Consider the following 24968-nt stretch of genomic DNA (forward strand, 5'->3'; position numbering starts at 1 on the left):
ATGACAGCGAGTGTGTGGCTGACGCGGAGAGGGGCTGGCGCCTAGCCTCTACTCCGCCGCGGCGGCAAAGCGGCTGTTCTCCAGCTCCGCTTCCAGCCGCGCCGTCTCGGCCGCCGCCAGCCTGATGTTGGCCTCCTTGACGTGGCCGAAGCCGCGGATGGTCTCCGGCACGCGCGCAAGCCTTGCCAGCAGCGGGATTTGATCCGGCTTCAGCCCTGTGATCCGCTGGTCGATCATCGCCAGATAATCCGCGATCAATTTCCGCTCAGTCCGGCGCTCCTCGGTGCGGCCGAACGGATCGAACACGCTGCCGCGCAGGAACTTGAGCCTGGCGAGCAGGCGGAAGGCGTGGAACATCCAGCTCCCGAACTCCTGCTTCTGCAGGTGTCCGGTCGTCTTGTCGCGCTTGGCGAAGATCGGCGGCGCCAAATGGTACTTCAGCGTGAAATCGCCGTCGAACTTCTCAGACACTTTCTTGGCGAAGCTGCCGTCGGTGTAGAGCCGGGCGACCTCATATTCGTCCTTGTAGGACATCAGCTTGAACAGGTTCTTTGCGACCGCTTCGGTGAGCTCGGTTGACCCGGGCAAAGCCGCGCTCTCCGCCTTGCGCACCTTCGCGACGGCTGCGAGGTAGCGGTCGGCATAGGCCTTGTCCTGATAGAAGGTCAGGAATTCGGCGCGCGTCGCGATGATATCGTCGAGCGATTTCGCAGGCGCGGACGCTCTTGCCTTGAACTGGAGCACGCTGCGCACGCGCGACATGTCGTGGGCAGCGAGCCGGCCCCAGGTGAAGGCGAGCTTGTTCATCTCGATCGCGGCGCCGTTGATCTCGATGGCGCGAAGCAGGGCTTCCAGCGACAGCGGGATCGCGCCCTTCTGGAACGCAAAGCCGAGCATGAAGGGGTTGGTCGCGATGGAATCGCCCATCAGTGCCGCGGCAATGCCTGTCGCGTCGATGATGTCGAGGTTGTTGTCGCCGATAGCGTCGCGGAGCACGGTCTGCATCGCGCCCATCTCGAAATCGAGATCGGGGTTTTGCACGAAGCTCGCGGTCGGCTGCAGATCAGCGTTGATGTAGGCCTTGGTCACACCGCGCTCGGCGCGGCTCAGCGCCGTCGAGCCCGCGGAAACGATCATGTCGCAGCCGAGGATGACGTCGGCGCCGCCCGTGGTGATGCGGACGGCGGAGATGTCCTCCGGCTTTGGGGCGATGCGGACATGGCTCATCACCGCGCCGTTCTTCTGCGACAGGCCGGTGAAGTCGAGCGCCGAGCAGCCGCGGCCGTCGACATGGGCAGCCATGCCGAGCAGGGCACCGATGGTGATGACGCCGGTGCCGCCGATGCCGGTGACGAGGATGTTGTAGGGCCCGTCCAGCTCACGCGCCGGCGGCAGCGGCAGATCCGCGAACAGCTGGCCGGAATCCACAGCCGAGGTCTTCATCCGCTTCAGCGAGCCGCCATGGACGGTGACGAAGCTCGGGCAAAAGCCCTCGACGCAGGAAAAGTCCTTGTTGCAGTTCGACTGGTCGATCTGGCGCTTGCGGCCGAATTCGGTCTCCAGCGGCTGCACCGAGACGCAGTTCGAGGCCTGCGAGCAATCGCCGCAACCTTCGCAAACGAGCTCGTTGATGAAGGCGCGCTTGGCGGGATCGGGATAGAGCCCGCGCTTACGGCGGCGGCGCTTCTCGGCGGCGCAGGTCTGGTCGTAGATGATGACCGTTAGGCCCTTGATATCGCGCAGCTCGCGCTGCACGGCATCGAGCTCGCGGCGGTGGTGGATGGTCGCGCCTTGCGGGAAGTATCCGCCTTGCGGATACTTTGTGGGATCGTCGGAGACGATCGCAAGCCGCTTGACGCCTTCGGCCCAGACTTGATGGGCGATCTGCGCGACGTTGAAGGCGCCTTCGGCGGGCTGGCCGCCGGTCATCGCCACGGCGTCGTTGTAGAGGATCTTGTAGGTGATGTTGATGCCGGCGGCCGAAGCCGCACGAAGGGCGAGCAGGCCGGAATGCGTGTAGGTGCCGTCGCCGAGATTCTGGAAGATGTGATTCTCGTTCGTGAAGGGCGACTGGCCGATCCAGTTCACGCCCTCGGCGCCCATATGCGAGATCAGATCCGTGCGGCGGGTCGGCATGCTCAGCGCCATGCCGTGGCAGCCGATGCCGGCCATGGCGCGGCTGCCCTCGGGCACCCGCGTCGAGGTGTTGTGCGGGCAGCCCGAGCAGAAGAACGGCGTGCGCGCGAGCTTGATCGGCGTGCTGGTCGTCACCGGGTTGTCGAAGGCCTCGAGCCTGGCGAGGCGCTGCTCCAGCACGGGACTGTGATGGCCGAGCTTGCGCAAGCGCGCCACCAGCGCGCCAGCGACGATGGTCGGCGTCAGCTCGCCCTCGCTCGGCAACAGCGGTGCGCCGCGCTCATCGCGCTTGCCGGTGACGGTCGGGCGCTTTGAGGCATCGACGTTGTAGAGGATCCGCATCAGCTGGTCTTCGATGAAGCCGCGCTTCTCCTCGACCACCAGCACGTCCTGAAGACCTTCAGCGAAACGTTTCGCGCCGCTTTCCTCCAGCGGCCAGGTCAAGGCAACCTTGTAGATGCGAAGGCCCAGGTCCTGCGCGTCCTTGTCGGTGATGCCGAGATCAACGAGCGCCTGGCGCAGGTCGAGATAGGCTTTTCCAGTCGCGACGATGCCGAGCCGCGCAGGCTTGGAATCGAGCACCATGCGGTCGAGCTGGTTGGCGCGGGCGAAGGCCTGCACCGCGGCCATCTTGGGGCCGAACAGGCGCTTCTCAGCCTCGAGCGGCGGATCGGGCCAGCGGATGTTGACGCCGCCGGGCGGCATCTCGAAATCGTCGGGCACCACGATCTGGATGCGTTCAGGGTCGCTATAGATCGACGCGGAGCTCTCCACAGTCTCGCTGATCGCCTTGAAGCCGACCCAGCAGCCCGAGAAGCGCGACAGTGCAAAACCGTAGAGGCCGAGGTCGAGATAGTCCTGGAGCGTGGCAGGATTGATCACGGGAATCAGCGCCGCCGCGAACACCTGCTCGCTCTGATGCGCCAGCGTCGAGGACTGGCAGCCGTGGTCGTCGCCAGCGAGCGCCAGCACGCCGCCGTTGCGCGAGGTGCCGGCGGCATTGGCGTGCTTGAGCGCATCGACCGAGCGGTCGACGCCCGGGCCCTTGCCGTACCAGATTCCGAACACGCCATCGACCTTGGCTCCGGGAAACAGGCCGACCTGTTGGCTGCCCCAGACCGCGGTCGCCGCCAGATCCTCGTTGAGGCCGGGCACGAAGGCGATGTCGTGGTGCTGAAGGTGCGCCTTCGCCCGCCACAACGCATGGTCGTACATACCGAGCGGAGAGCCACGATAGCCCGAGATGAAGCCGCCGGTGTTGAGGCCCTGAAGCCGGTCGCGTTCGCGCTGCAACATGGGCAGGCGGACCAGGGCCTGTGTGCCGGACAGGAAGATCCGCTTCGATTCGAGCCGGTATTTGTCGTCCAGCTCGACCTGCAACAGCGTCATTCGGAAGTCCTCGTCTTTCGTCCGGCGGGAGGTTTGCGCTGCGGGAGGAATCGCGGCTGCGCGATGCGAATTGTGACAGTCAAAAGGATGGGCCAGCGAAGTCAATATCGCTGGCCGCATCCGTGGCGCTCCTGCTAGTCATGGCTTGCACGCGGAGAGCGCCATGACTGCAAACGCATTCGACACCGCGATCACGGAGACGGCCGAGGCCCTGATCGGGCCGTGGCGTCAGCCACGCCAGATGCTGCAGGCGCAGACCTATGACGCGCACGCCTCGATCCATGACGACGCCACCGCGCAGAAGCTCGGCTTCAAGGGCGGCACGATCGAGGGCCCGACGCATTTCAGCCAGTTCGCTCCGCTCGGCGAGCGGCTGTGGGGGCAGGCTTGGTTCGAGATAGGCTGCCTTTCAGCACATTACCGCAGCGTCTGCTATGAGGGCGAAGAGGTGCAGGCGATCCTGGCGAAGCCATTGCCCGGCACCCGCCAGTGCCAGATCCAGATGGTCAAGCGCGACGGCACTGAGGTGCTGCGCGGCACGGCATCAGTCGGCGATTTGCCGGTTGCAACGGCGCTCGAGGCGCGCCTTGGCGAGCTCAAGCCGCTCACTGATCCCGTGATCTTGCGCGATGTGAAGGTGGCGCAGACCAGCAAGCGGCAGTCGGTGCGCATGGCGTTCGACCAGAACATGGGCGACCTCTATCCGTTCTCGCTGAGGCAGAAGCTCGCCGTCATCACCGAAAGCTCGCCGTACTATTCGGGCGCGGATAATCCGTGGGGCAAGCCCATCATCCCCATGGAGATGCTGAGCGTGCTGTTCCAGTACCGCTCCAAGGACGATCCGCTGCCGGCCAAGGGCCCGGCCGTCGGCCTGTTCGCCGACCAGGAGATCCGCCTGCTGAAGGGTCCGCTCCTCGAGGGCGAGGAATACGAGGTCGAGCGCGAAGTCGTCGCGCTCTCCGGCAGCCGCCGCACCGAAAGCGCCTGGGTCAAGACGCGCGTGTTCGACAAGGCGGGCACGATGGTGGCGGCCATGCTGCTGAACATGGCGACGCTGAAGGAGTCCTACGCCCCGTATGAGGAAGAGCATCGGCAGTTGTATGGGGCAGGGCGGTAGTCCCACTCCCGTCATTCCGGGGCGCGCGCAGCGCGAGCTATGATGCGCAATTGCGCATCAGAGAATCCATCTCACCTCGCGCACTGCCGCCCGATGGATTCCGGGCTCGACGCTGGCGCGTCGCCCCGGAATGACGGAGGAAGCCGCTTATCTCTTAGGCAAATGCACGGCGCGAAGCCGTCGCACAGGGAATAAGCAGACGCCGATCGCCGGCGTAACCTTCTGACCAGACGACAAATTCCCTCGCTACCCGCGCTCAACCGCAATTGTACACAATGGCACGGCGCTTGCAGAACTCCCGGCCAGGAGAGTTCTCGCGGGGCCGTCATGTTGAACTCAGCCAAGCCGACCAAGGGCGTCGTCAGCGCCGAGCCCGAGCCGATCACGCTCGACTGGTCCGCCACCGCGCTTCTCATCATCGACATGCAGCGCGACTTCATGGAGCCCGGCGGTTTCGGCGAGACCCTGGGCAACGACGTCAGCCAGCTCGGGCGTGCGGTGAAGCCGATCGGCGCGGTGCTGACGGCCGCGCGCGACACCGGCATGCTGGTCATCCACACGCGGGAGGGGCATCTGCCCGATCTCTCCGATGCGCCGCCGGCCAAGGTCGAGCGCGGCGCGCCGAGCCTTCGCATCGGCGATCCTGGTCCGATGGGCCGCATCCTCATTCGCGGCGAGGCCGGCCACGACATCATTCCCGAGCTCTATCCGCTCGACAGCGAAATCGTCATCGACAAGCCCGGCAAGGGGGCGTTCTACGCGACCGAGCTCGGCGAGGTCTTGGAGAAGTACGGCATCGAGAATTTGCTCGTGTGCGGCGTCACCACGGAAGTGTGCGTCAACACCACGGTGCGCGAGGCCAACGACCGCGGCTATCGCTGCGTCGTCATCGCCGACGGCTGCGCGTCCTACTTCCCCGAGTTTCACGAGATGGGCCTGAAGATGATCAAGGCCCAGGGCGGCATCTTCGGCTGGGTCGCGGATTCAGTCGCAGTTCTGGAGGCAATGAAGGTTTCGACCACATAGGGGTATATCATGAGCACATTGACGGGGGCGGCCGGCAGTTCTGATCTGAACAAGTCCGACTTCAAGCCGGCGCTATGGACATCGGGCGACTGGAACGCGTTGTTCGGCTTCGGCACCAACATCCTCGTCAACATGCTGGTGCTCACGGGCCTGTTGCGCTTCGTGCTGAAGATGCCCGATAGCCTCGTGTTCGGCCGCATCCTGCCCGCGCTGGGGCTGATGATGTGTCTCTCCACTTTCTACTACGCCTATCTCGCCTACCGCCTCGCCCAGAAGACCGGCCGCAACGACGTCTGCGCGCTGCCGTCGGGCGTCAGCGTGCCGCACATGTTCATCGTGACCTTCGTGATCATGCTGCCGATCACGCTCAAGACCGGCGATCCGCTCAAGGGCTGGTCGGCGGGCCTGGTCTGGGTGTTCTTCCAGAGCTTCATTCTGATGATCGGCGGCTTCATCGCGCCGTTCATCCGCAAGATCACGCCGCGCGCGGCGCTGCTCGGCACGCTCGCAGGGGTCTCCGTCACCTTCATCTCGATGCGGCCAGCGTTAGAGATGTACATGACGCCGCAGATCGGTCTCGTCTGCTTCGCCATCATCCTGGTGAGCTGGTTCGGCGGCGTGAAGTATTGGCGCGGCATTCCCGCGGGCCTCGTCGCAATCGCGGCCGGCATGATCATCGCCTGGGGCTCGAACCTGTTCGGGCTCGGCCTCGGCGGCCTGAGCATCGCGGGCGTCGGTGCGGCCTTCGCCAATTTCGGCTTCTCGGTGCCGATCCCGGCGTTTGGCTACGTCTTCTCCGGCTTCGAATTCCTCGGCATCATCCTGGTCACGGCCATTCCGTTCGGCATCTACGACCTCGTCGAGGCCATGGACAATGTCGAGAGCGCGGAAGCGGCCGGCGACGACTATCCGACCACGCGCGTGCTCACCGCCGACGGCGTCGTCAGCCTGATCGGCTGCCTGATGGGCAATCCTTTCATCAACGCGGTCTATATCGGCCATCCCGGCTGGAAGGCCATGGGCGGCCGAATCGGCTATTCGGCTGCGACCGGCATCATGGTGGTGGTGCTGTCCTGGTTCGGCATCATCTCGGTGCTGCTGGCGCTGGTGCCCGTCGTCGCGATCTCGCCCATCCTGCTCTATATCGGCATGCTGATCGGTGCGCAGGCGTTCCAGACCACGCCGGTCAAGCATGCACCCGCGATCGTGCTGGCACTGACCCCGCACCTTGCGGCGTGGGCCAAGCTGCAGATCGATACGATGCTGGCCTCGACCATGACTGCGGCAGCAACCGTCGGCGGGATGGCGGCGGACAAGGCCGACGCAGTCAAAACGGCTGCGATTGCCGCGCTGCCGCAGCAAGGCGTGTTCTATCACGGCCTCGAGGTGATGGGCGGCGGCTCCATCCTCGGCGGCCTCATCCTCGGCGCTATCGGTGTCTTCATCATCGAGCGCGATTTCGAGAAGGCCTCCGCCTTTGCGCTGGTCGGGGCGATCCTGACCTATTTCGGCTTCATGCATGGCGAGGCCGTCGGCATCGGCGGCGGCTTTGGCGTGACCCCCGCGGTCGCGCTGGCCTACGCCGTGATGGCCGCCGGCCTGTTCGCGGCCAGCAAGCTCGGCGCCAGCGAACACTATGCCGCGCATCCGGAGATGTCGGCCGCACCGGCGGAGTAGGCCCGGCTTCATTGTTGCGGAACGGCCGGGCGGATGGTCCGGCCGTTGCTGTTTCAGGGCCGCACCGCCGGCGTTTCCATCGGCAGGCCGCGCGCGCGCGACATCAGATAGAGCTCGAGCGCGACCAGCTCGGGCGAGCCGTAATCATAGGCCTGGGCGCGGACACCGCTCATGCAGCTGCGCAGCCGTCGCTCCAGCGAGCCCAGCGTCTGCCATTCCAGTCGATACAGCGGATAGCCGGTCGGCTGTCCTTGCGTGATCGGAGCGCCCGCGAGGCGCTTGTCGAAATTGTCGTCATGGCAGTTGGTGCAGGCAAGGTTGAGCTGGCCTTCGCGCTGCATGAAGAGGTCGCGGCCCTGGTCGACAAACGGCTTGAGTTGCGGATCGTCGCCGGCCGTGATCGGATTGCCACGCGACTGGTGGGCGACGAAGGCGGACAATGCGAGCAGGTCGCGGGTCTCGTAAGGTAGCGGCGTCGCCTGCTGATGATTGGCCCGGCAGAGATTGATGCGCTGGTCGAGCGTGACGGGACGGCCGAGGGCCTTGTCGAAGGCAGGATAACGCGCCGCGACGCCCTTCATGCTGGTGCGCGCATCGCCATGACAATCGGCGCATGCCCTGTCGGCGCTGCCGGTCTTCTTCTTCCACAGCTGCTCGCCGTCGAGCACGAACAGCATGCCGGGATTGGCGGTGTCGTCGTCCTGCATCGCCCGGGTGTCCGGGCCCATGAAGGCATAGCCGGAGCGGCGCGCATCGGGCGGGATCTCTGCGGCGAGCAGGGCTGGGCCCGTGACGAGGAATATCGCCGCCGCCGCTATCGCGCGCCAAGCGATCATTCGACCCTGATCGATGCGGATGCGGTGGACGAATAGCCGTTGTCGCCAATCCACTCGAACTCGAACTTGCCGCTCTCCTTGGCCACCGTGAAGAACGACAAATATGGGTTCGCCGCGATCGCCGGAAACAGGTCGGCACGAAAGATTTCGGCGCCGTTGTAGCGGCAGTTGAAGCTCGTGATGATGTCGCGCGGCACGAGCTTGCCGTCCGCGGTATGGCGGAATCCTGTTTCCATGATGTGCGAGGTCAGCGTGCGGATCTCGATGATCTCGCCGCGTTTGGCTTTCGAGGGAACGTTGATGAGGGCGGCCATCAGTTCATCTCCTCGGTGCAGGCCGCCAGCGTCACGACGACATCGGCGGCAACCTGCCAGAACGTGTCGTCGGACAGGCGCGCGATCGCGACCACCTTCTGGGTGTCGGCGAGCCGGATCCGGGTCGAGACCTGGGCGCGGCCGGAGGAGGGACCAAGATAGAAATTGCCGATGTTCGGCTGCGGGTTCTTCTCGTTGAAGACGTGGATGCTCTTGACGTGGTCGTCCGCCGTCATCGGGCTTGCAACGCTGACCGTTATCGGCACCGTATTGCCGTTCTCGACCAGCGACGGAATGTCGAGCCTGATCCTGCCGCTGCGAAGCTGGGCTTCGCCGACGAGGTTACGGATCGCAGCGTTGAGCATCGCCGGCGTCGCTTGAAGCGGCCGCAGCGTCACGATCGGGACCGTGCCGGCGACTGTCACGCCTCCGGCGAGGTTCAAGAATTGTCGTCGCGTGGTTGGCATGAAACCTAGTCCCGAAGCGTTGCAAGAAAAGCCACGATGTCCTCGATCTCCGCAGCCGACAGGATCGGCTTGCCGGCGAAGTTGCGTCCGACGCGGACGAGGCCGTCGTTGCGATAATAGGACGGCATGATGGTGTCCGGATTGAAGCGCGAGGCATCGACCAGTCGAAGCCGCAACTGGCTCGCGGACCACCGGTTCCCGGCACCGGCAAGATCAGGCGCGAGGTCGCCCTGAAACCGCGTTTCCGGAAATGGGCCGGAATGGCAGAGGATGCAGGTCGTCGTGCGTGCGAGCACCAGCGCGCGCCCACGCGTGGCATCGCTGGGCGAGCCGGTGAGCGAGGCGGGAATGCCGTCGCCGACGATTGTGTAGGGCACGAGCTCGTCCGCGCTCGCGCTGCAGGCGAGGCTGGCAGAGATCAGCGCTGCGATATGGATCGGTGCTCTAGCCAAAGGTGTCCGCCGTGATGGTTTCAAACCAGCGCTCGGCCTCGTCCGCCTCGCGGGCGCGCAATTCGCGCGGCGCGTCGACCGGGCTGGTGGCGCCGCCCTCGACCTCGGCGAAGATGTCGCCCCTGGGCTCGTAGTTGCCGGCCAACGAAAAGCCGTAACCGGGCGCGACGACGTTGTAGCAGACGCCTGTCAGGCGTGGCGTCTCCGGCGCGCGACCTGCAAAGAGATTCACGATCGCGCCAGCACAGGCCCTGCCTTGCGCGCTCGCAGCGGATGCTGATTTGGGAATGCCGCCGCCGAGGCAGGCATCGCCGATGACGTGGACGTTCGAAACGAGTTTCGACTCGAACGTGACGGGATCGATCGGGCACCAGCCCGTCGCGTCCGCAGCGCCCGCGATGGCGGCGATGCGCCCCGCGCGCTGCGGCGGGATGACGTTGGCGACGTCAGGGGTGTAGTTGCCGAACTCCGTGACGATGGTTCGCATCGTCGGATCGACCGAGGTGACGCGGCCGCCTTGCGACAGTGCGACGCGCTCGATCATGTCGCCATAGAGCTCCTTCCACGCTTTCTCGAACAGCCGCTGCTGAGAGAACGCGTCCTTGGCGTCGAGGATCAGAACTTTCGACCGCGGCTTTCTCGACTTCAGGTAATGCGCGATCAGGCTCGCGCGCTCGTAGGGCGCTGGCGGGCACCGGGAAGGATTGGCCGGGATTGCAATGGCGATCGTGCCGCCGTCCGCCATCGCTTCCAATTGCCGGCGCAGCAAAAGCGTTTGCGCGCCGGCCTTCCAGCCGTGCGGCATCGTCTCCGATGCGGCGTCGTCGTAGCCGGGCAGGGCTTCGAAATGGAAGTCGATGCCGGGCGAGAGCACGAGGCGGTCATAGCCGAACGTGGTGCCATCCCCCGTCGTCACACGACGCGTTTGCGTGTCGATGCCCGTCGCAGCCTGGATGACGATGCTGATGCCCCCGGCGGCAAGCTTGTCATAGCCGAACTGCTGCGCCTCGATCTCGCGCAGGCCCGCGATCACCTCGTTGCTGAATGGACAGGAGATGTAGGTCTGGTTCGGCTCGATCAGGGTGACCTGCAATTTAGCATCGGCGCGCGCGAGCGCGCGGGCGCAAGCCGCGCCGCCGAAGCCGCCGCCGACCACGACGACGCGGCCCGCCGATTGCGCGCGCAGGATCGAAGGGGCGGCGAGCGATGTAGCCGCGACGGCGATGCCGAGGACGGCATTCCGCCGCGTCACCGGCGCATTCATGAGACCTGTCCGGAAAATGCTGCGGCGGCCGATACGGCCGCCGCGATTTGTCCTTTGAGCATGATCTTTTCGGACAACAGCTCCACACTTCTCCGGATCATGCTTTACGCGAAGGTGATGTTCTGGTCGCGCAGCGGCACATGGCGGATGCGCTTGCCGGTCGCGGCGAAATACGCGTTCAGCACCGCCGGCGCCGCGATGCCGATGGTCGGCTCGCCGACGCCACCCCAGAACCCGCCGCTCGGCACCATCACCGCCTCCACCTTCGGCATCTCGTTGATGCGCATCGAGTTGTAGGTGTCGAAGTTGGTCTGCTCGATCTTGCCGTCCTTCACCGTGCAGCCGCCGTAGAACAGCGCGGAGAGGCCATAGACGAAGGAGCCGGCGACCTGTCGCTCCACCTGCGCCGGATTGACGACGTAGCCCGGATCGGTGGAGGCGACGATGCGATGCACCTTGATCTTGCTGCCCTCTGTCACCGAGATCTCGGCGGCGCCGGCGACATAGCTGCCATAGCCCATCACCTGGGCGATGCCGCGATAGACGCCTTGCGGCGCCGGCGTGGTCCAGCCGATCTTCTCGGCCACCGCATTGAGCACCGCGAGGTGCTTGGGGTGGTTGCCCATCAGCTTGCGACGGAATTCGAGCGGGTCCTGGCCTGCGGCATGGGCGAGCTCGTCCATGAAGCATTCCATGTAGATCGCGTTGTGATTGACGTTGACGCCGCGCCAGAAGCCGGGTGGGACGTGCGGGTTGCGCATCGCATGCTCGACCAGAAGGTTCGGCACCGAATAGCCGAATGCGGCTTCGCCGGATTGGGCGACGCCCTGGAATGCCGCGGGATCCATGCCGTTCTGCAACGCTTCGGGGCGGAGCGAGAACAGGATCGATTGCCCGGACAGGCGGTAGTGCAGCGCGATCAGGTTGTTGTTAGCATCGAACGCGCCGGTCATCTTGCACTGGGTGATCGGGTGATACCTGCCGTGCGCCATGTCCTCTTCGCGCGACCACAGCAGCTTGATCGGCGTGCCCGGCATCTGCTTGGCGATCATAACCGCCTGGCGGACATAGTCGGTCTGGCCGCGCCGGCCGAAGCCGCCGCCTAACATCACCTTGTGCACGTCGCACTTCTCCGGCGGCAGGCCGGACGCTTCCAGCACCGCTGCAAACGCCGCCTCGCCGTTCTGCGTGCCGCACCAGACCTCGCATCGGTCCGCCGTGTAGAGCGCGGTGGCATTCATCGGCTCCATCGTGGCGTGGTTCTGGTAGGGATAGGAGTAGACGGCCTCGACCTTCTTGGCGGCGCCGGCAATCGCGGCCTTCGCGTCGCCGTTCTTGTTGCCGACATAGGCCGGCTGCGCATTGTCGAGGCCCTCGGCCAGCCATTTCGCAATCGACTCGCTGGAGACTTTTGCGTTGTCGCCTTCGTCCCAGACGATCGGCAGTGCTTCCAGCGCGGTCTTGGCGTGCCACCAGGTGTCGGCGACGACCGCGACGGCGGTGTCGCCGACCCTGACGACCTTCTTGACGCCTTTCATGTTGGCGATCTTGGCTTCGTCAAAGCTCTTCAGCTTGCCGCCGAACACCGGGCAGTCCTTGATCGCAGCGTTCAGCATGCCCGGCAGCTTGACGTCGACGCCGTAGATCATCGCGCCGGTGGTCTTGTCGACCGTGTCGAGCCGATTGACGCCCTTGCCGATCAGCTTCCAGTCCTTCGGATCCTTCAGCTTGACGTCCGCCGGCGGCGTCAGCTTCGCCGCAGCTTCGGCGACCTTGCCATAGGTCGTGGTCCGGCCCGAGGGCGTATGGGTGATGACGCTGTTCTGGGCCCTGCATTCGGAGGCCGGCACCTTCCAGGCGTCGGCTGCGGCCTGGATCAGCATCACGCGCGCGGTGGCGCCGCCCTTGCGGACATAGTCCTGCGAGGAGCGGATGCCGCGGCTGCCGCCAGTCGAGAAATCGCCCCAGACGCGCTTGCGCGCGACGCTCTGGCCGGGCGTCGGATATTCGGTCGTGACCTTGGTCCAGTCGCATTCGAGCTCCTCGGCAACGAGCTGGGCGAGGCCGGTCAGCGAGCCCTGGCCCATCTCCGAGCGGGCGATGCGGATCACCACGGTGTCGTCGGGCCTGACCACGACCCAGGCGCCGATCTCCGGCGAGCCGTCGGCGGCGCGGACCACGGCGGGGCCGCCGAAGGGCAGGTCGAGGCCGATGGCAAGGCCGGCACCGACCGCAGCGGTGCCGATGACGAAGGCGCGGCGGTTGAGCCGCGGCGATATATGCTTGTTCATGTGGGGATTTCCTTACGCGCTCGCGATCGTGTGGATCGCCTCGCGCACCTGCTGGAAGGTGCCGCAGCGGCAGATATTCGTGATGGCCTCGTCGATGTCGGCGTCGGTCGGCTTCGGCTTCTCGTTCAAGAGCGCGGCCACCGCCATGATCATGCCGCTCTGGCAATAGCCGCATTGCGGCACGTCCTGGGCGATCCAGGCCTCCTGCACCTTGTGCAGCGTATTGCCCGAGGCGAGCCCCTCGATGGTGGTGATCTGCTTGCCCTCGGCCTCGCTGACCGAGATGCCGCAGGAGCGCATCGCAACGCCATCGAGGTGAACCGTGCAGGCACCGCATTGTGCAATGCCGCAACCGTATTTGGTGCCGGTCAGGCCGGCATTCTCGCGGATTGCCCAAAGCAGCGGCGTATCCGGCTCGACGTCGAGCGTGAAGGGTTTTCCGTTGATTGTTAGGTTTGCCATCGCAAGTCCCCTGATTGGCCCAATCCACCGATTGAACTCAGGGGCGCAATGTGTGCGGCAAACTGGAACGGTTCAAATCAACAGTCCGAGGTTCAAATCAACAAACCGAGCGCGACCAGGGCGCTTGGCCCCCGCTCTGGGTATGGACCGGGACGCCGTTTTGGCTCATCCCTTCGCAATCGATTCGGGTTGAGGCCTTGTTCCGAGGGCGCCAATCCGCGGCTTGAGGCGACGTCCGCCTGTGAATGCCGGTTCCAGGGCCCCGCGCGGCTTGCGCTGCGGCGACAGTTTGTCCCTATTGCCGGGGTGCAAGTCGCGGGCGCTTTGGTACACTGCGCCGACGCAAAAGGAGTTCCATGAACGTGCCGAGTCCCTGCAACGTACTGATGCTCTACCCGCTGTTCTCGGCAGAGTCCTTCTGGACCTTCGGCGAATCCTGCAAAGTGCTGGGCGTCAAGCGCCCGGCCGCCCCCCTGGGCCTGATCACCGTCGCCGCGATGCTGCCCGAGAGCTGGACCGTCCGGCTGATCGATTGCAACACCGCGCCGTTCGGGGAGGAGGATCTCGCCTGGGCCGACGTCGTGTTCACCGGCGGAATGTTGCCCCAGCAGGCCGACACCTTGCGTCTGATCGAGCTCTGCCGCGCTGCCGGCAAGCCGGTCGTGGTCGGCGGACCCGACCCCACCTCGAGCCCCCATATCTATGAACGGGCCGATTTCCGGGTGCTCGGCGAGGCCGAGAGCGTCATGAACGAATTCATCGCGGCCTGGGAGAGCGGCGCGCGATCCGGCCTCTTCACCGCACCGAAGTTCCAGGCCGACGTCACCAAGACGCCGGTGCCGCGTTTCGACCTGCTCAAGTTCGAGGACTATCTCTATCTCGGTGTGCAATATTCGCGCGGCTGTCCCTTCACCTGCGAGTTCTGCGACATCATCGAGCTCTACGGGCGCGTGCCGCGGACCAAGACGATCGAGCAGATGTTCGTCGAGCTCGAGACGCTCTACAAGATGGGCTATCGCGGCCATCTCGACTTCGTCGACGACAATTTCATCGGCAACAAGAAGTCGCTACGGCAGTTCCTGCCGAAGCTCGCCGAATGGCAGCGCACGCACGGCTATCCGTTCGAATTCTCCACGGAAGCCTCGGTCAATCTCGCCGACGACCCGGAGCTGTTGGAGCTGATGGGTGCGGCCAATTTCTTCGGCATCTTCGTCGGCATCGAAAGTCCGGACCCGGCGACGCTGGTCGCGATGCGCAAGAAGCAGAACACGCGGCGCAACATCGCCGAGAGCATCCACAAGATCTACGCCGCCGGCATGCTCGTCACCGCGGGCTTCATCGTTGGCTTCGACAACGAGAAGGTCTCGATGGCGGAGGCGATGATCGACTTCATCGAGGAGGCGGCAATCCCCGTCGCCATGGTCGGCCTGCTCTATGCCTTGCCCAACACGCAGCTCACGCGCCGGCTGGAGCGCGAAGGCCGGCTGCATTCCGGGCACGACGTGGCGCCGACGATTGGCGCCGATCAGTGCACGGCGGGCATCAATTTCGATCCGGTCCGCCCGTTGCGCGACATTCTGACGGACTACAAGCGGGTGCTGGAACACATCTACAGCCCGGCGGCCTATGCAGCACGTGTCGACCGCCTGATGACGCTGCTCGACCGGTCGAGGCAGCGTTCCGAGCTTGCCGAAGGCGATATCCGCTCCAAGCTCGGAGCCATGGAGACCGTGCACAAGGTGGTGTCCGCGCTTCCTGAGGCGCGGGGGCCGCTCTGGCAGACCTTCATGAACTGCGCCAAGCGCGACACGTCATCGGCGCGCATCGCCGTGCAGATGATCGCGGCCTATGCGCATCTCGGACCGTACTCGCGCAAGGTCATCGCGGCGATCGACCAGCGCCTGGCCGCGCTGGACAACGAGGCCGTCTCTCCTGTGGCTGTCGGCGTGACGGCGGCCTGAGGCCTTACTTCACCGCGAGCCGCAGGAAGCTCATCACGCTGCCGAGCGCGGCAAAGCCCGCGCCGAGCGCCAGCGCCAGCGTCGCGCCCTCGTGGCCAGCGAGTGCGAAGCAGGCGGCGGCGAGCGCCGCGCCAGTGGTCTGCCCAGTTAGGCGCGCGGTCGCGACGATGCCGGAGGCGCTGCCGCTGCGGTGCGGCGGCGCGCTTGCCATCACCGCCTTCATGTTCGGCGCCTGGAAGAAGCCGAAGCCCATGCCGCAGATCACCATCCGCCAGATGATGTCGGCAATGGCGGGATTGGGCGGCAGTGTCGCGAGCAGCGCCATGCCGAGACCCAGCAGGACGAGGCCGATGCCGCCGAGCAGCCCGACGGCATGGCGGTCGGAGAGGCGGCCTGCGATCGGCGCCATGATGCCGACCACCAGCGGCCAGGGCGTCATGAAGAAGCCGGTCTCGACCTGCGAGCGGCCGAGCACATCCTCGAAATAGAACGGCAGCGAGACGAAGGCGAGGCCCTGGACGGCGAAGGAGCACACCGCCGTTGCCGCCGACAGCGCGAACATCGGCCTGGCGAACAGGTCGATCGGCAGCATCGGCGCGGGATGGTCGGCGTGGCGGCGGGTCAGGATCACACCGAGCACGAGGGCGGTGACCAGCTCGATGCCGACCACGAATGGCGACAGATTGTGCGCGGCGCTGCCGATGCCGGTGATGAACAGGCCGAGGCAGGCGGTGGCCAGGATCGCGCCGAGCAAGTCGAAGCCGTGATCGGCGCGCGGGGTCTTCGGCAGCATGGCAAAGCCGATGCCGATGGCGATGAGGCCGAACGGGATGTTGACGGCGAACAGCCACGGCCAGGGTCCGAAGGCGAGGATGGCGGAGGCGATCGAGGGTCCGAAGGTGAAGGCGGTCGCGACCACGAGCGCGTTGTGACCGAAGCCGCGGCCGAGCATGCGGCCGGGATAGACGAAGCGCACCAGCGCCGTGTTGACGCTCATGATGCCGCTCGCGCCCAGCCCTTGCAGCGTGCGCGCCAGCAACAGGCTGTCGAGCGACCATGCCACCGCGCAGAACATCGAGGCAATGGTGAACAGGATCAGTCCGCCGAGATAGATGCGCTGGTGCCCGACGATCTCGCCGAGCGCCCCGAGCGGCAAGAGCGTCGCCACCAGCGCGATCTGGTAGACGTTGACGACCCAGACCGACTGCTCCGGCGTGACGTGCAGGTCGGCGGCGATGGCGGGCAGGGCGATGTTGGCAATGGCAGTGTCGAGCGAGGCCATCGCGAGCGCAGTGAAGATCGCGGCAACCGCCCAGCGCCGCTGCGTCGACGGAAGACCGTCGGCGGTGGGATGGTCGGGCTCGCGCGCGGCGGCAGGTAACGTGATCGTCATTTTGTTGGCGCGCTGCTCCGGCGGCGTAGCCATGGGGGACGTTCGGCATGTACTACGGAGGCGCCGGCTTCCACAGGCGCAAGCTTGCATGCTGTGTATGCGCGAAGGTCAGGCGATGCGGCTGCGCTGCGAGCGCAGGGCCAAATGAAAAGAGTCGAAAAATAACCCCATGCACAGTAGGAGGCCCTTTGATCGACAAGGCATTTTCCCGCCGTGTCGAAAACGGCGGTCGCAGCCGCAATCAAGTTGACCCGTCGGGCAAAACACTGGCAGGATGCCAGCGTGCCGGCGATCGGCCGGGAGCAGGCCGCATGCGCGTCCTGCGCGCGCCTTCTCCACCACGCCGGCGTTGAGACAGATCAACACTCGACCTGCGCGGCCGCCCGACCTTTCCATCAGCGCATCGATGGAAGGGCGGCTACATGCAGATTCTGCTCAGGGAAATCCGGAATACCCCTTTGCTCTGGATGCTGGCCTTCGTGCCCATCGTGCTGGTGGCCGAGGCGGTGGCGCCGCATTCCCACACGCTGCTGTTCGTGCTCGCGGTGCTGGCCATCGTTCCGCTGGCGGCGCTGCTCAGCCACGCCACCGAGGCGGTCGCCGCCAAGACTGGCGATGCCGTGGGCGGATTGCTCAATGCAACGCTCGGCAATCTGACCGAGCTGATCATCGCCATCACGGCGCTGCGCGCCGGCCAGTACATGCTGGTGAAGGCCTCGATCGCGGGCGCGATCGTCACCAACGCGGTGTTCATGCTGGGCGCCTGCCTGTTGCTGGGCGGCCTGCGCTATCATGTGCAGGAATATAACCGCGCCGGTGCGCGGCTCTCGTCCGGCCTGTTGCTGATGGCGACCGTCGCGCTGCTTGCGCCTTCGGCGGTCGCCGATCTCGACCACCTGCCGCAGGGCGGGGGCATCCTCAACAAGCTCAGCCTCGGCATTTCGGTCCTGCTCATCACAGCTTACGGGCTCGGCCTGTTGTTCTCGCTTCGAACGCACAAGGAATTGTTCGCAAGCGCCGGTCACGGCGACGACGACAAGGAGGCGCACTGGCCGATCGGAACGGCCGTCGGCACGCTGCTGGTCGTCACCGTGCTGGTCGCGCTGGTCAGCGAGATCTTCGTGGAATCGGTGCAGAAGGCGGCGGAAACCTTCGGAATGAGCCCGGCCTTCGTCGGCTTCATCGTCGTCTCGCTGGTCGGCGCCGCCGCGGAATTCGCGGTGGCCTTCGCCGCGGCACGCAAGGACCGGCTCGACATGGCCGTCAGCATTGCGCTCGGCAGCGCCTCGCAGATCGCGTTGTTCGTCGCACCCGCTTTGGTGCTGCTCAGCTATGTCGTGGGGCCGAAGCCGATGGACCTGCAGTTCTGGCCGGGCGCGGTCACCATGATGATGATCGCGACGGTGACGTCGGCCTTCATCACGGCCAGCGGGCGCTCGGCCTGGTTCGTCGGCGCCCTGCTGATCTTCATCTATTCCGTGTTCGCGCTGACGCTGTACGTGGTCCCGCCGGCGGGGCAGGGGTGAAGTTCGGTGCCCCTCGATCTCGCTCCGGCAGGCTATTGGTCGTACGAGAAAATGTCGGCTCCAGGCCGCGATCGTCGGCGTCAGCTCGGGTGCATGGCGGCGCGATGCGCAGGGATCAGCAAACCGCGAAGGTTAGGCGTGCTTCGTCGAACCCACCTTACGGCACAAACGTGCTGAGCTCGTAGACGACGACCGCAGCGCCGAGGCAGCGCCGCCAGGGATTCACGCCGCGGATAATCTCATCGGCGCCCCAAATCACTAGTCCGCTTTTAAAGACGATTGTCAGGGCGACGCTGGCTCTTCCCGCGGAAGGCCAGATCCAAAGCAGAAGGCCCGCGACGATCACGATCCATAGAATGAGGTTGGGCCATTGCGCGATGGTGATGGCACCGGTTTCGCGGCTCCTGAAGAACCAATCGAGGAATCGGCGCACGATCACCGCCTCAGTCAGATCACGACCTCACCCTCTTCGCGGCCCGTCCAATAAGTGATGCGCTTGGCTTTGACCTTGATCAGGACGATGCCCGGCGTATCGATTCCGTTTTCGAACCACTTGTCGAGGTCGCTGGTCCAATGCTGTTGGAAGGCGGCCTTGTCGCGGATCAGCTCGGCAGTCCCTTCGACCGCGAGGTAGATTCCCTTCGAGAATAGGCCCGCCTCCGATGAGAATCCGAGCGCTACCTTGGGATTTCGTTGGATGTCCGACACCGTTCGCGCCTGTTCGTAGGTGAAGTAGTACGAGGTGCCGTCGTAGGCGACGTCGCCGTTGTTGCTCATCGGACGGTTGGCAATCTCGCCGTTCTCGGTGTGCGTCGAGAGAATGGCGATGTCGATGCCGGCCATTTCCTTTGAGATTTCGGCGAGCGATTTCTTGGGCATGAACTTTCCTCCAGTGGAGCGGAGGCAACGATTGGATTGGGCCCATGTTCCCCGAAGCCGGGCACGAAGTGCGCGCCCGCGGTTCAGCAATGACTCGCTTATTGCCGGCGGCGGTCTGGCGGTTGGCCGCCATGCTCGCCGAAAATGGCCGCAGGTGCGGCCCTGCGCTGGTTGTCGCGCTGGCCGGCTCGTCAAGACCCGACGTGACGACCGACCTCGACCTGATCCTCCCAGTCCTCCCATTCGACATTGTTGATGTGGAGGTAGCTCGAGACGGCCGAGCCGATGGTCGGAAAGAACTGGGCTTCGCCGACCTGCGCATACAACCCGAACCGCTTCAGCTTGTCCTTCACGGGATCCTTCAGCTCGGCAAAGCAAAGTTCGATGCTCCTGACGTGGAGCGCCTCGTCCAGTTCGGCAATTGTGTCGCAGGCGGTGACGTCGACGCTCGTGACCGGTTCGGCGGCGACGACCAGCCAGCGCACGGGTGTCGGCGATTGCTCGACCGCGGCCAGAATACGTTCCTTGAAGAACTCGGCATTGGCGAAGAACAGCGGCGCGTCCCAGCGGAACAGCACCAGTCCGGGTATCAGGCGGGCATCGGGATATCTCGTGATGTCGTGATAGCCCTTGACGCCCTGCGCCCGCCCGAGAATTGCGGAGTGCGGACGCCAGCCGTCCCACAGAAACTCGGCAATGGCGACCGCGATGGCGAGGCCGATTCCGGGAATTGCGCCGAGCACGGCTACGCCCACGAAGCACAGCACGGTCAACCAGAATTCCCAGCGCTGGATCCGGTAGATTCGTTTGAGATCACTGATCTCGATCAGGCCGATTGCGGCTGCGATCACCACGGCGGCCAATGCGGCATTCGGCAGGTGCTGCAACAGGTTTGGCGCAGCCAACAGAAGGAACGCGATCGCAAACGCGCCGACGACACATGTGAGCTGGGTGCGGGCGCCGGCGGCTTCGGCAACGGGCGTGCGCGAGGAACTGCTGCTGATCGGGAAGCCTTGGAAAAAGCCGGTCGCCAAATTGGCCGCGCCGAGGCCCACCATCTCTTGGTTCGGATCGACCTTGTCGCCCAGACGAGCAGCATAGGTTCGCGACAACACGCTGGTATCGGCGAACGAGACCAGAGCGATGGCGCAGCCGCCGGCCAGCACGGGGATCAGATCGCCATAGCCGATCCTGGGAATGGAGAAGGCCGGCAGACCTTGTGGAAGTGGCCCCAAGACTTTCACACCATAACCAGTTCCCAGATCAAGGAGTGAGACGACAAGGGTCGCTCCGACGACGGCAATCAGGATTCCCGGCAGTCGCTTGCTGTCCTTGAGCAGCAGTATGACGATCAACGTACCAAATCCGACTGCGAATGCGGCCCAATTGATCTTGCCATCACCGATCCCAACGGCGATCGCCCATAGGTCTCTCAGCGGTCCTTCGCTTTCGATCGAGAAGCCGAGCAGCTTTGGCAACTGGCTGATCAAAACGGTCAGCGCGATCCCGTTCATGTAGCCGTACCGTATCGGCTTGGACAGCAGCTCCGTCACGAACCCTAACCGTGCGATGCCGGCCACAATGAGCACCGTTCCCGAAACGAGCGCCATCATGGCGGCAAGCATTGCGGCGCGGACCGGATCGCCGCCGGACAGGGGGACGATGACGCCGAGGATGACAGCTGCCAGCGCCGAGTCCGGTCCGAGCACGATGATGCGGCTCGGACCGAACATCGCGTAGGCCAGAAGCGGGACGATGGTCGCGTAGAGGCCGTGGATGCCCGGCAGACCGGACGCCACGGCATAGGCAATTCCGACCGGGACAAGCATGGTCGCCAGCACGAGACCTGCGAAGACATCATGCCGAAGCCAGGCCGCTTCGTAGTACCGAAGCGTATCGATCCCGGGCACCCAACGCGTCCAAACGTTCACCGCGCGCACTCCAAAGGCCGGTCGCCATGCAAAGCGATCGCCGGTCAACAGACGATCAACACGGATATCTGCAGTCACGTGTCGGCTCGCCGATAGCGCGCGACGATCTCGCAACGACTCGACCACTCGCTTGACGCAAATCAACGTTGCCGTAACCCCGACTATTCCGCGGCGCAGCAATCCTTGAGACGAGAGCCTTCGCTCCTAGACCTGATACCGCAACCCGCCATCCACCGAAGGGCCGAGAGCCTTTTTCTGTGCCATCCTTCGCGACGCCCGCTCAGGCGGGCTCCTGAGCAGGGCGTGTGTGGCTGCAGTCTCGGAAGACACTGACGCCGATTAGCCTCATCCTGAGGAGGCGCGTAAGCGCCGTCTCGAAGGACGAGGCGTGCGCACCGGCCAAGTCATGTGCGATAACCTGGCCATCCCTCACGTTCGTCCTCACCGCACGATCATCGACTCCGGCCAGTTCGGTGCTTGCCACACCGTCGACCACGGCTGGTCACCCCCACAGCCGCGCGCCGTGACATCCACGCGGACGAGCACGAAGCTGCTGGTGCCACTGGTAAAGCCTTCGGTCCTTCCAAGGCGGTAGACGTGACGAAGGCGAGAGCTCGGACACATGTCTGTTCCGGTCTCAGCCTCGAACTCACCGGCCTCCTTTCGCCAGGTGATGAGGCCCGGCCGCGGCGTGGTGCCGAACCCGGTGTTCTGTGCGAGGAATGGAAACACGACGAGCTTCGGGTGGCGCGCGTCCCTGAGGTCGAAGACGAGATGACTTCCCAAGATCCACTGACAATAAACGAGGACGAGACGGCGCTCTCTCTCTCGACCAAGAAGCGAAGCGGAATCTGTTTCATGCCTTTTTCGACGTCGCAGTTTTCGCGTTGTGCCGCGCGCGCCACCTGCCGCGGGACTTCGGCGAGGGCTGAGACCTGGAAATCCGTTCTGCCTCCAAACCGAATGGGATCGAACGCAGCGGCGTCATCTCGACTGCCGGCGCTCTGCTTGTCCTCGCCAAACGCGGCGGAGGTCAAGTGAACTGCGGCAACGAGCATCAAGAGGCCGACCCCAACCCTCACGCTCTTCAATGTCGAACGCATCGCATGAATTCCTAGAACTGATACCGCCGCAAGCCCCCCATCCACCGGGATCACCGCTCCCGTGATGTATCGCACCCGCGAGGCCCAAAACACTACGAGCGCACGCACTCATGCGGTCAAGCCGGGCCGTTTCGGCGATCTCGAGCCAGCTGTGGTGGCACGAGAACAACTGAAGGGACACGCCTGGGTGTGTAACGGGCATGGGCGCGATGAGGCAAGTGAAGGACCCGCATCCGGGAGTTACGATCCTCGAAATTTGAGGCGCTCCCAACGCGGGCTTGGGCTGTCGACTCGCCTACTGCCAAGATCGGCGTCGCATCGCCAAGCTACCAGTAACTTTTGAACGTTTGCGCATTCGTCGTTCCTCAGCCTTTTCCAGGCGGGTACGAAGGTTCTGAAGCTCCGTCAGTTGAGAGCTGAGCGACAAAACACGTTGACGCAGAATCGCAATACGGTCGCACTGACCACGAGTACTCATGACGCGCCCTAAACTATGACTGTCAGGAAATGAACAGCTGGGCCAAGAAACAGAATGGACTTAAACCTATGGGTGTTGATGACCATAGCAAAGGTTCATGAAATTTGATTGACACGCGCGGCAGGGACATCGCCGACCGCGATCGGAACATGCCAAAGATCAAAGCGCCGTTGGATCGGTGATTTTGCGCGACCACCCCAGTTCGATTCCGAGTTCTTACGGAAAACCGCTGCTAGAGCACAAGCCCGAGCACCAACCAGCTGGCAACAGACAAACAGACGCCAATTCCCAAATACGGCAATGCAATGCGCATGGTCATTCCTCCATGCCTAGACGCGACGAGAACATGGTCAGATACGCAGATTCGGGGCGCCAGCCCTATATTCCATGCGATGTATGAGGTGTTTAACGGCATCCGACGAGCATATTTAATTTGACTTTTGAATATGGTCAAAATTATATGTATTTGAGTTAATTGCTATATTTAATTTGGGCGTGTCGCCGCGCCGCAACACATTATCTACGCGTGTTCTGATCGGGTGCCGAAACCATGCGAACAGGCTGGGCGATCGCTCCATTGGAGTTGCTCTTGAGAGAGGCGTGATGCATGCGCCAATCAATCGATACTGCACCCAGGGACCGAGAAAGCACCCGAATAGAAGATGCGGCGGAGGAGCTCGGTCACGGGTCGCCCGAGACGGGCAGATGGGGCGCAAAGGACGGCTCAGCGCTCCGCTCTTCACGGACCCATTGGTGGGGTGAGACCGAGGATATCGATCCGGAGGAGACGGGTAGTTCGCTCATTGCAGCTGTCGTTCTGGTCGCCCTTATCTTCGCTGGGGTGACCCTGCTCGGTGCTTTCGACCCGTTCAACGCACAACCGACTGCCGAAACAACTCGAATCGACGGCGGGAGCGCCGCCGGCCTCGACCAGCGGCCTCACTTCGCGACCGGATCGCCAGCACTCCTTCAGAGCGAAATGTCCGAGGCCCCGATTCAGGCGGTCTCCGCAAGCGCGGCGGGCCCGCCACCACGGCTCGACGCCGACGGGCGCAGTGACGCGCTCTCCGGTGAACTGGCCGGCGCGCGCAGGGAGCTCGAAGAGGCGGTCCAGCGCACGCATGCAGCGGAAACTGCCACGGAGGAGCTGCGGCAGTCTCTTCAAATTGAGCGAGCCCGCAGCGCCGCCTTCGCGGACGAACTTGCCGGAACCCGCCGCGAAGTAGAGGCTCGTATCGCGCAGGCGCGCGAGGCGGACGAGGTGGCCGCACAGCAGAGGGATGCGGCGGCGTGGGAGATCGCTGAACTGCGGCAGTCCCTGCAGCAGGAGCGGGAAAAGAGCGCCGTCCTGGCGAAGCGAGTGAGCGCCGCGCAGGCGATAGCGGCAAGCGCTGAGCAAGAACGCTACGAGGCGCAGTCACGCGCCGCCGCCCTCGCGAGCGAGCTTGCCGGCATGACTGGCGGATCGGCTACGGCCGACGGTGCGACGGCGGAGCAAAGCGAGGCGGTGGGCGGGGAGATCGCGGAATTGCGGCAGTCCTTGCAGCAGGAGCGCGAAAGGAACGCAGCCCTCGCGCAACAAGAGGACGCCGCGCGGTCGGCAACGGCGAACGCCGAGCAACAACGCCGTGCCCTCGAAGAGGCCCAGGCTCATGCTGCCGCGCTGGAGAGCAAGCTTGCGCAAACGCGCGGCGTCATCGAATCGCTGAACGGGCATCTGCGCGAGGCGAACGATGCAGCCTCGCAGCAGAGACAGGCAGCGAACCGGGAGATCGCCGAACTGCGACAGTCGCTGGAGCGGGAGCGGAGCAGGACTGAAGCCAGGGAGAGCGAGATCGCCTCGGTATCGCGCCTTATCGATCAGCACGCCCCGGCGGCGCAAAGAAACGGCGGCCCGACCTTGTCGACGGCGCAGAACGTGACCGCAACGGAGCCGCCGACGAATCCAGGCCAGGACGAGGTGGAGGCCCGATTGATCCCGCGTGCCAGAGCGTTGCTCGATCAGGGCAATATCGGTGCAGCGCGGATTGTGCTCGAGCTTGCGGCTGAGAAGAACAGTGCGCAGGCGACCTTCATGCTCGCGGAGACATATGATCCGGCGGTTCTGTCGGCTTGGGGTGCCTATGGAACGCGCGGCGAGGCGGCCAAGGCGCGCGAGCTCTACGCGAAGGCACAGAGGAGCGGCATTCGCGGAGCCAAGGAACGACTGGATGCATTGCATCACTGAGAGTGGGCTTTGCATTCATGCCGGGAAGAGTGGTGAGGG

Annotated in this window: 19 protein-coding genes; 6 read left to right on the forward strand and 13 right to left on the reverse strand. The window is 64.6% G+C overall.

Annotated features, from left to right (window positions below; genetic code table 11):
• Window positions 1–48: 48 nt before the first annotated feature.
• Window positions 49–3525: an indolepyruvate ferredoxin oxidoreductase family protein gene (locus tag I6F36_RS15315; protein ID WP_249788982.1), complete on the reverse strand. Its 3477-nt coding sequence runs from the start codon at window positions 3523–3525 to the stop codon at window positions 49–51.
• Between the two features lie 163 nt (window positions 3526–3688).
• On the opposite strand from I6F36_RS15315, the gene I6F36_RS15320 reads away from it, so the two are divergent.
• The 3 genes from I6F36_RS15320 to I6F36_RS15330 all read left to right on the forward strand — a co-directional run bounded on the left by I6F36_RS15320 (window position 3689) and on the right by I6F36_RS15330 (window position 7345).
• On the forward strand, window positions 3689–4642 hold the full coding sequence (locus tag I6F36_RS15320) for a hypothetical protein (protein ID WP_225171700.1): 954 nt from the start codon (window positions 3689–3691) through the stop codon (window positions 4640–4642).
• A gap of 327 nt (window positions 4643–4969) precedes the next feature.
• A complete protein-coding gene (locus tag I6F36_RS15325) occupies window positions 4970–5668 on the forward strand; it encodes a cysteine hydrolase family protein (protein WP_225171701.1) in 699 nt (232 codons plus the stop codon).
• Window positions 5669–5677: 9 nt separating this feature from the next.
• On the forward strand, window positions 5678–7345 hold the full coding sequence (locus I6F36_RS15330) for a regulator (protein ID WP_225127489.1): 1668 nt from the start codon (window positions 5678–5680) through the stop codon (window positions 7343–7345).
• A 53-nt stretch (window positions 7346–7398) separates the two neighbouring features.
• Here the strand turns inward: I6F36_RS15330 and soxA are convergent, their stop codons facing one another.
• The 7 genes from soxA to I6F36_RS15365 form a co-directional block, all read right to left on the reverse strand.
• Window positions 7399–8181 carry a sulfur oxidation c-type cytochrome SoxA gene (gene soxA, locus I6F36_RS15335; protein WP_036004313.1) on the reverse strand — a complete coding sequence of 261 codons (783 nt, stop codon included), beginning with the start codon at window positions 8179–8181 and terminating at the stop codon, window positions 7399–7401.
• Window positions 8178–8495 carry a thiosulfate oxidation carrier complex protein SoxZ gene (gene soxZ, locus I6F36_RS15340; RefSeq protein WP_225171702.1) on the reverse strand — a complete coding sequence of 106 codons (318 nt, stop codon included), beginning with the start codon at window positions 8493–8495 and terminating at the stop codon, window positions 8178–8180. The genes soxA and soxZ overlap by 4 nt, the downstream gene beginning before the upstream one ends.
• Window positions 8495–8962, reverse strand: a complete 468-nt coding sequence (locus tag I6F36_RS15345; RefSeq protein ID WP_225171703.1) for a SoxY-related AACIE arm protein — start codon at window positions 8960–8962, stop codon at window positions 8495–8497. The genes soxZ and I6F36_RS15345 overlap by 1 nt, the downstream gene beginning before the upstream one ends.
• Window positions 8963–8967: 5 nt before the next feature.
• Window positions 8968–9414, reverse strand: a complete 447-nt coding sequence (gene soxX, locus I6F36_RS15350) for a sulfur oxidation c-type cytochrome SoxX (RefSeq protein WP_036004323.1) — start codon at window positions 9412–9414, stop codon at window positions 8968–8970.
• Window positions 9407–10678: an NAD(P)/FAD-dependent oxidoreductase gene (locus I6F36_RS15355; protein WP_225171704.1), complete on the reverse strand. Its 1272-nt coding sequence runs from the start codon at window positions 10676–10678 to the stop codon at window positions 9407–9409. The genes soxX and I6F36_RS15355 overlap by 8 nt, the downstream gene beginning before the upstream one ends.
• Before the next feature lie 104 nt (window positions 10679–10782).
• Window positions 10783–12969 (reverse strand): xanthine dehydrogenase family protein molybdopterin-binding subunit, encoded by a 2187-nt coding sequence (locus tag I6F36_RS15360; RefSeq protein WP_225134181.1) that lies wholly within the window; start codon window positions 12967–12969, stop codon window positions 10783–10785.
• A gap of 12 nt (window positions 12970–12981) precedes the next feature.
• Window positions 12982–13431 (reverse strand): (2Fe-2S)-binding protein, encoded by a 450-nt coding sequence (locus tag I6F36_RS15365; protein ID WP_036004329.1) that lies wholly within the window; start codon window positions 13429–13431, stop codon window positions 12982–12984.
• 356 nt (window positions 13432–13787) lie between these two features.
• Here I6F36_RS15365 and I6F36_RS15370 point away from each other — a divergent pair, with 356 nt between their 5' ends.
• Entirely contained in the window at window positions 13788–15392 is a 1605-nt protein-coding gene (locus I6F36_RS15370; protein ID WP_036004332.1) for a B12-binding domain-containing radical SAM protein, read from the forward strand.
• A gap of 4 nt (window positions 15393–15396) precedes the next feature.
• Here the strand turns inward: I6F36_RS15370 and I6F36_RS15375 are convergent, their stop codons facing one another.
• Window positions 15397–16785 (reverse strand): MFS transporter, encoded by a 1389-nt coding sequence (locus I6F36_RS15375; protein ID WP_225171848.1) that lies wholly within the window; start codon window positions 16783–16785, stop codon window positions 15397–15399.
• Between the two features lie 422 nt (window positions 16786–17207).
• On the opposite strand from I6F36_RS15375, the gene cax reads away from it, so the two are divergent.
• Window positions 17208–18311: a calcium/proton exchanger gene (cax, locus tag I6F36_RS15380; RefSeq protein WP_225127482.1), complete on the forward strand. Its 1104-nt coding sequence runs from the start codon at window positions 17208–17210 to the stop codon at window positions 18309–18311.
• A gap of 157 nt (window positions 18312–18468) precedes the next feature.
• Here cax and I6F36_RS15385 read toward each other — a convergent pair whose 3' ends face one another.
• From I6F36_RS15385 to I6F36_RS15400, 4 genes are all read right to left on the reverse strand, one after another.
• Window positions 18469–18744 carry a hypothetical protein gene (locus I6F36_RS15385; protein WP_225127481.1) on the reverse strand — a complete coding sequence of 92 codons (276 nt, stop codon included), beginning with the start codon at window positions 18742–18744 and terminating at the stop codon, window positions 18469–18471.
• Window positions 18745–18758: 14 nt separating this feature from the next.
• Window positions 18759–19190 (reverse strand): pyridoxamine 5'-phosphate oxidase family protein, encoded by a 432-nt coding sequence (locus I6F36_RS15390; protein ID WP_109144574.1) that lies wholly within the window; start codon window positions 19188–19190, stop codon window positions 18759–18761.
• Window positions 19191–19381: 191 nt separating this feature from the next.
• Window positions 19382–21121: a sulfate permease gene (locus I6F36_RS15395; protein WP_225127480.1), complete on the reverse strand. Its 1740-nt coding sequence runs from the start codon at window positions 21119–21121 to the stop codon at window positions 19382–19384.
• Window positions 21122–21562: 441 nt separating this feature from the next.
• A complete protein-coding gene (locus I6F36_RS15400; RefSeq protein ID WP_225143661.1) occupies window positions 21563–21907 on the reverse strand; it encodes a hypothetical protein in 345 nt (114 codons plus the stop codon).
• A gap of 1402 nt (window positions 21908–23309) precedes the next feature.
• Here I6F36_RS15400 and I6F36_RS15405 point away from each other — a divergent pair.
• Window positions 23310–24929, forward strand: a complete 1620-nt coding sequence (locus I6F36_RS15405) for a hypothetical protein (protein WP_225171705.1) — start codon at window positions 23310–23312, stop codon at window positions 24927–24929.
• Window positions 24930–24968 lie beyond the last annotated feature (39 nt).

It is taken from the genome of Bradyrhizobium sp. BRP19 (assembly GCF_020194195.1).
In the GTDB taxonomy this organism is placed as follows: domain Bacteria; phylum Pseudomonadota; class Alphaproteobacteria; order Rhizobiales; family Xanthobacteraceae; genus Bradyrhizobium; species Bradyrhizobium yuanmingense.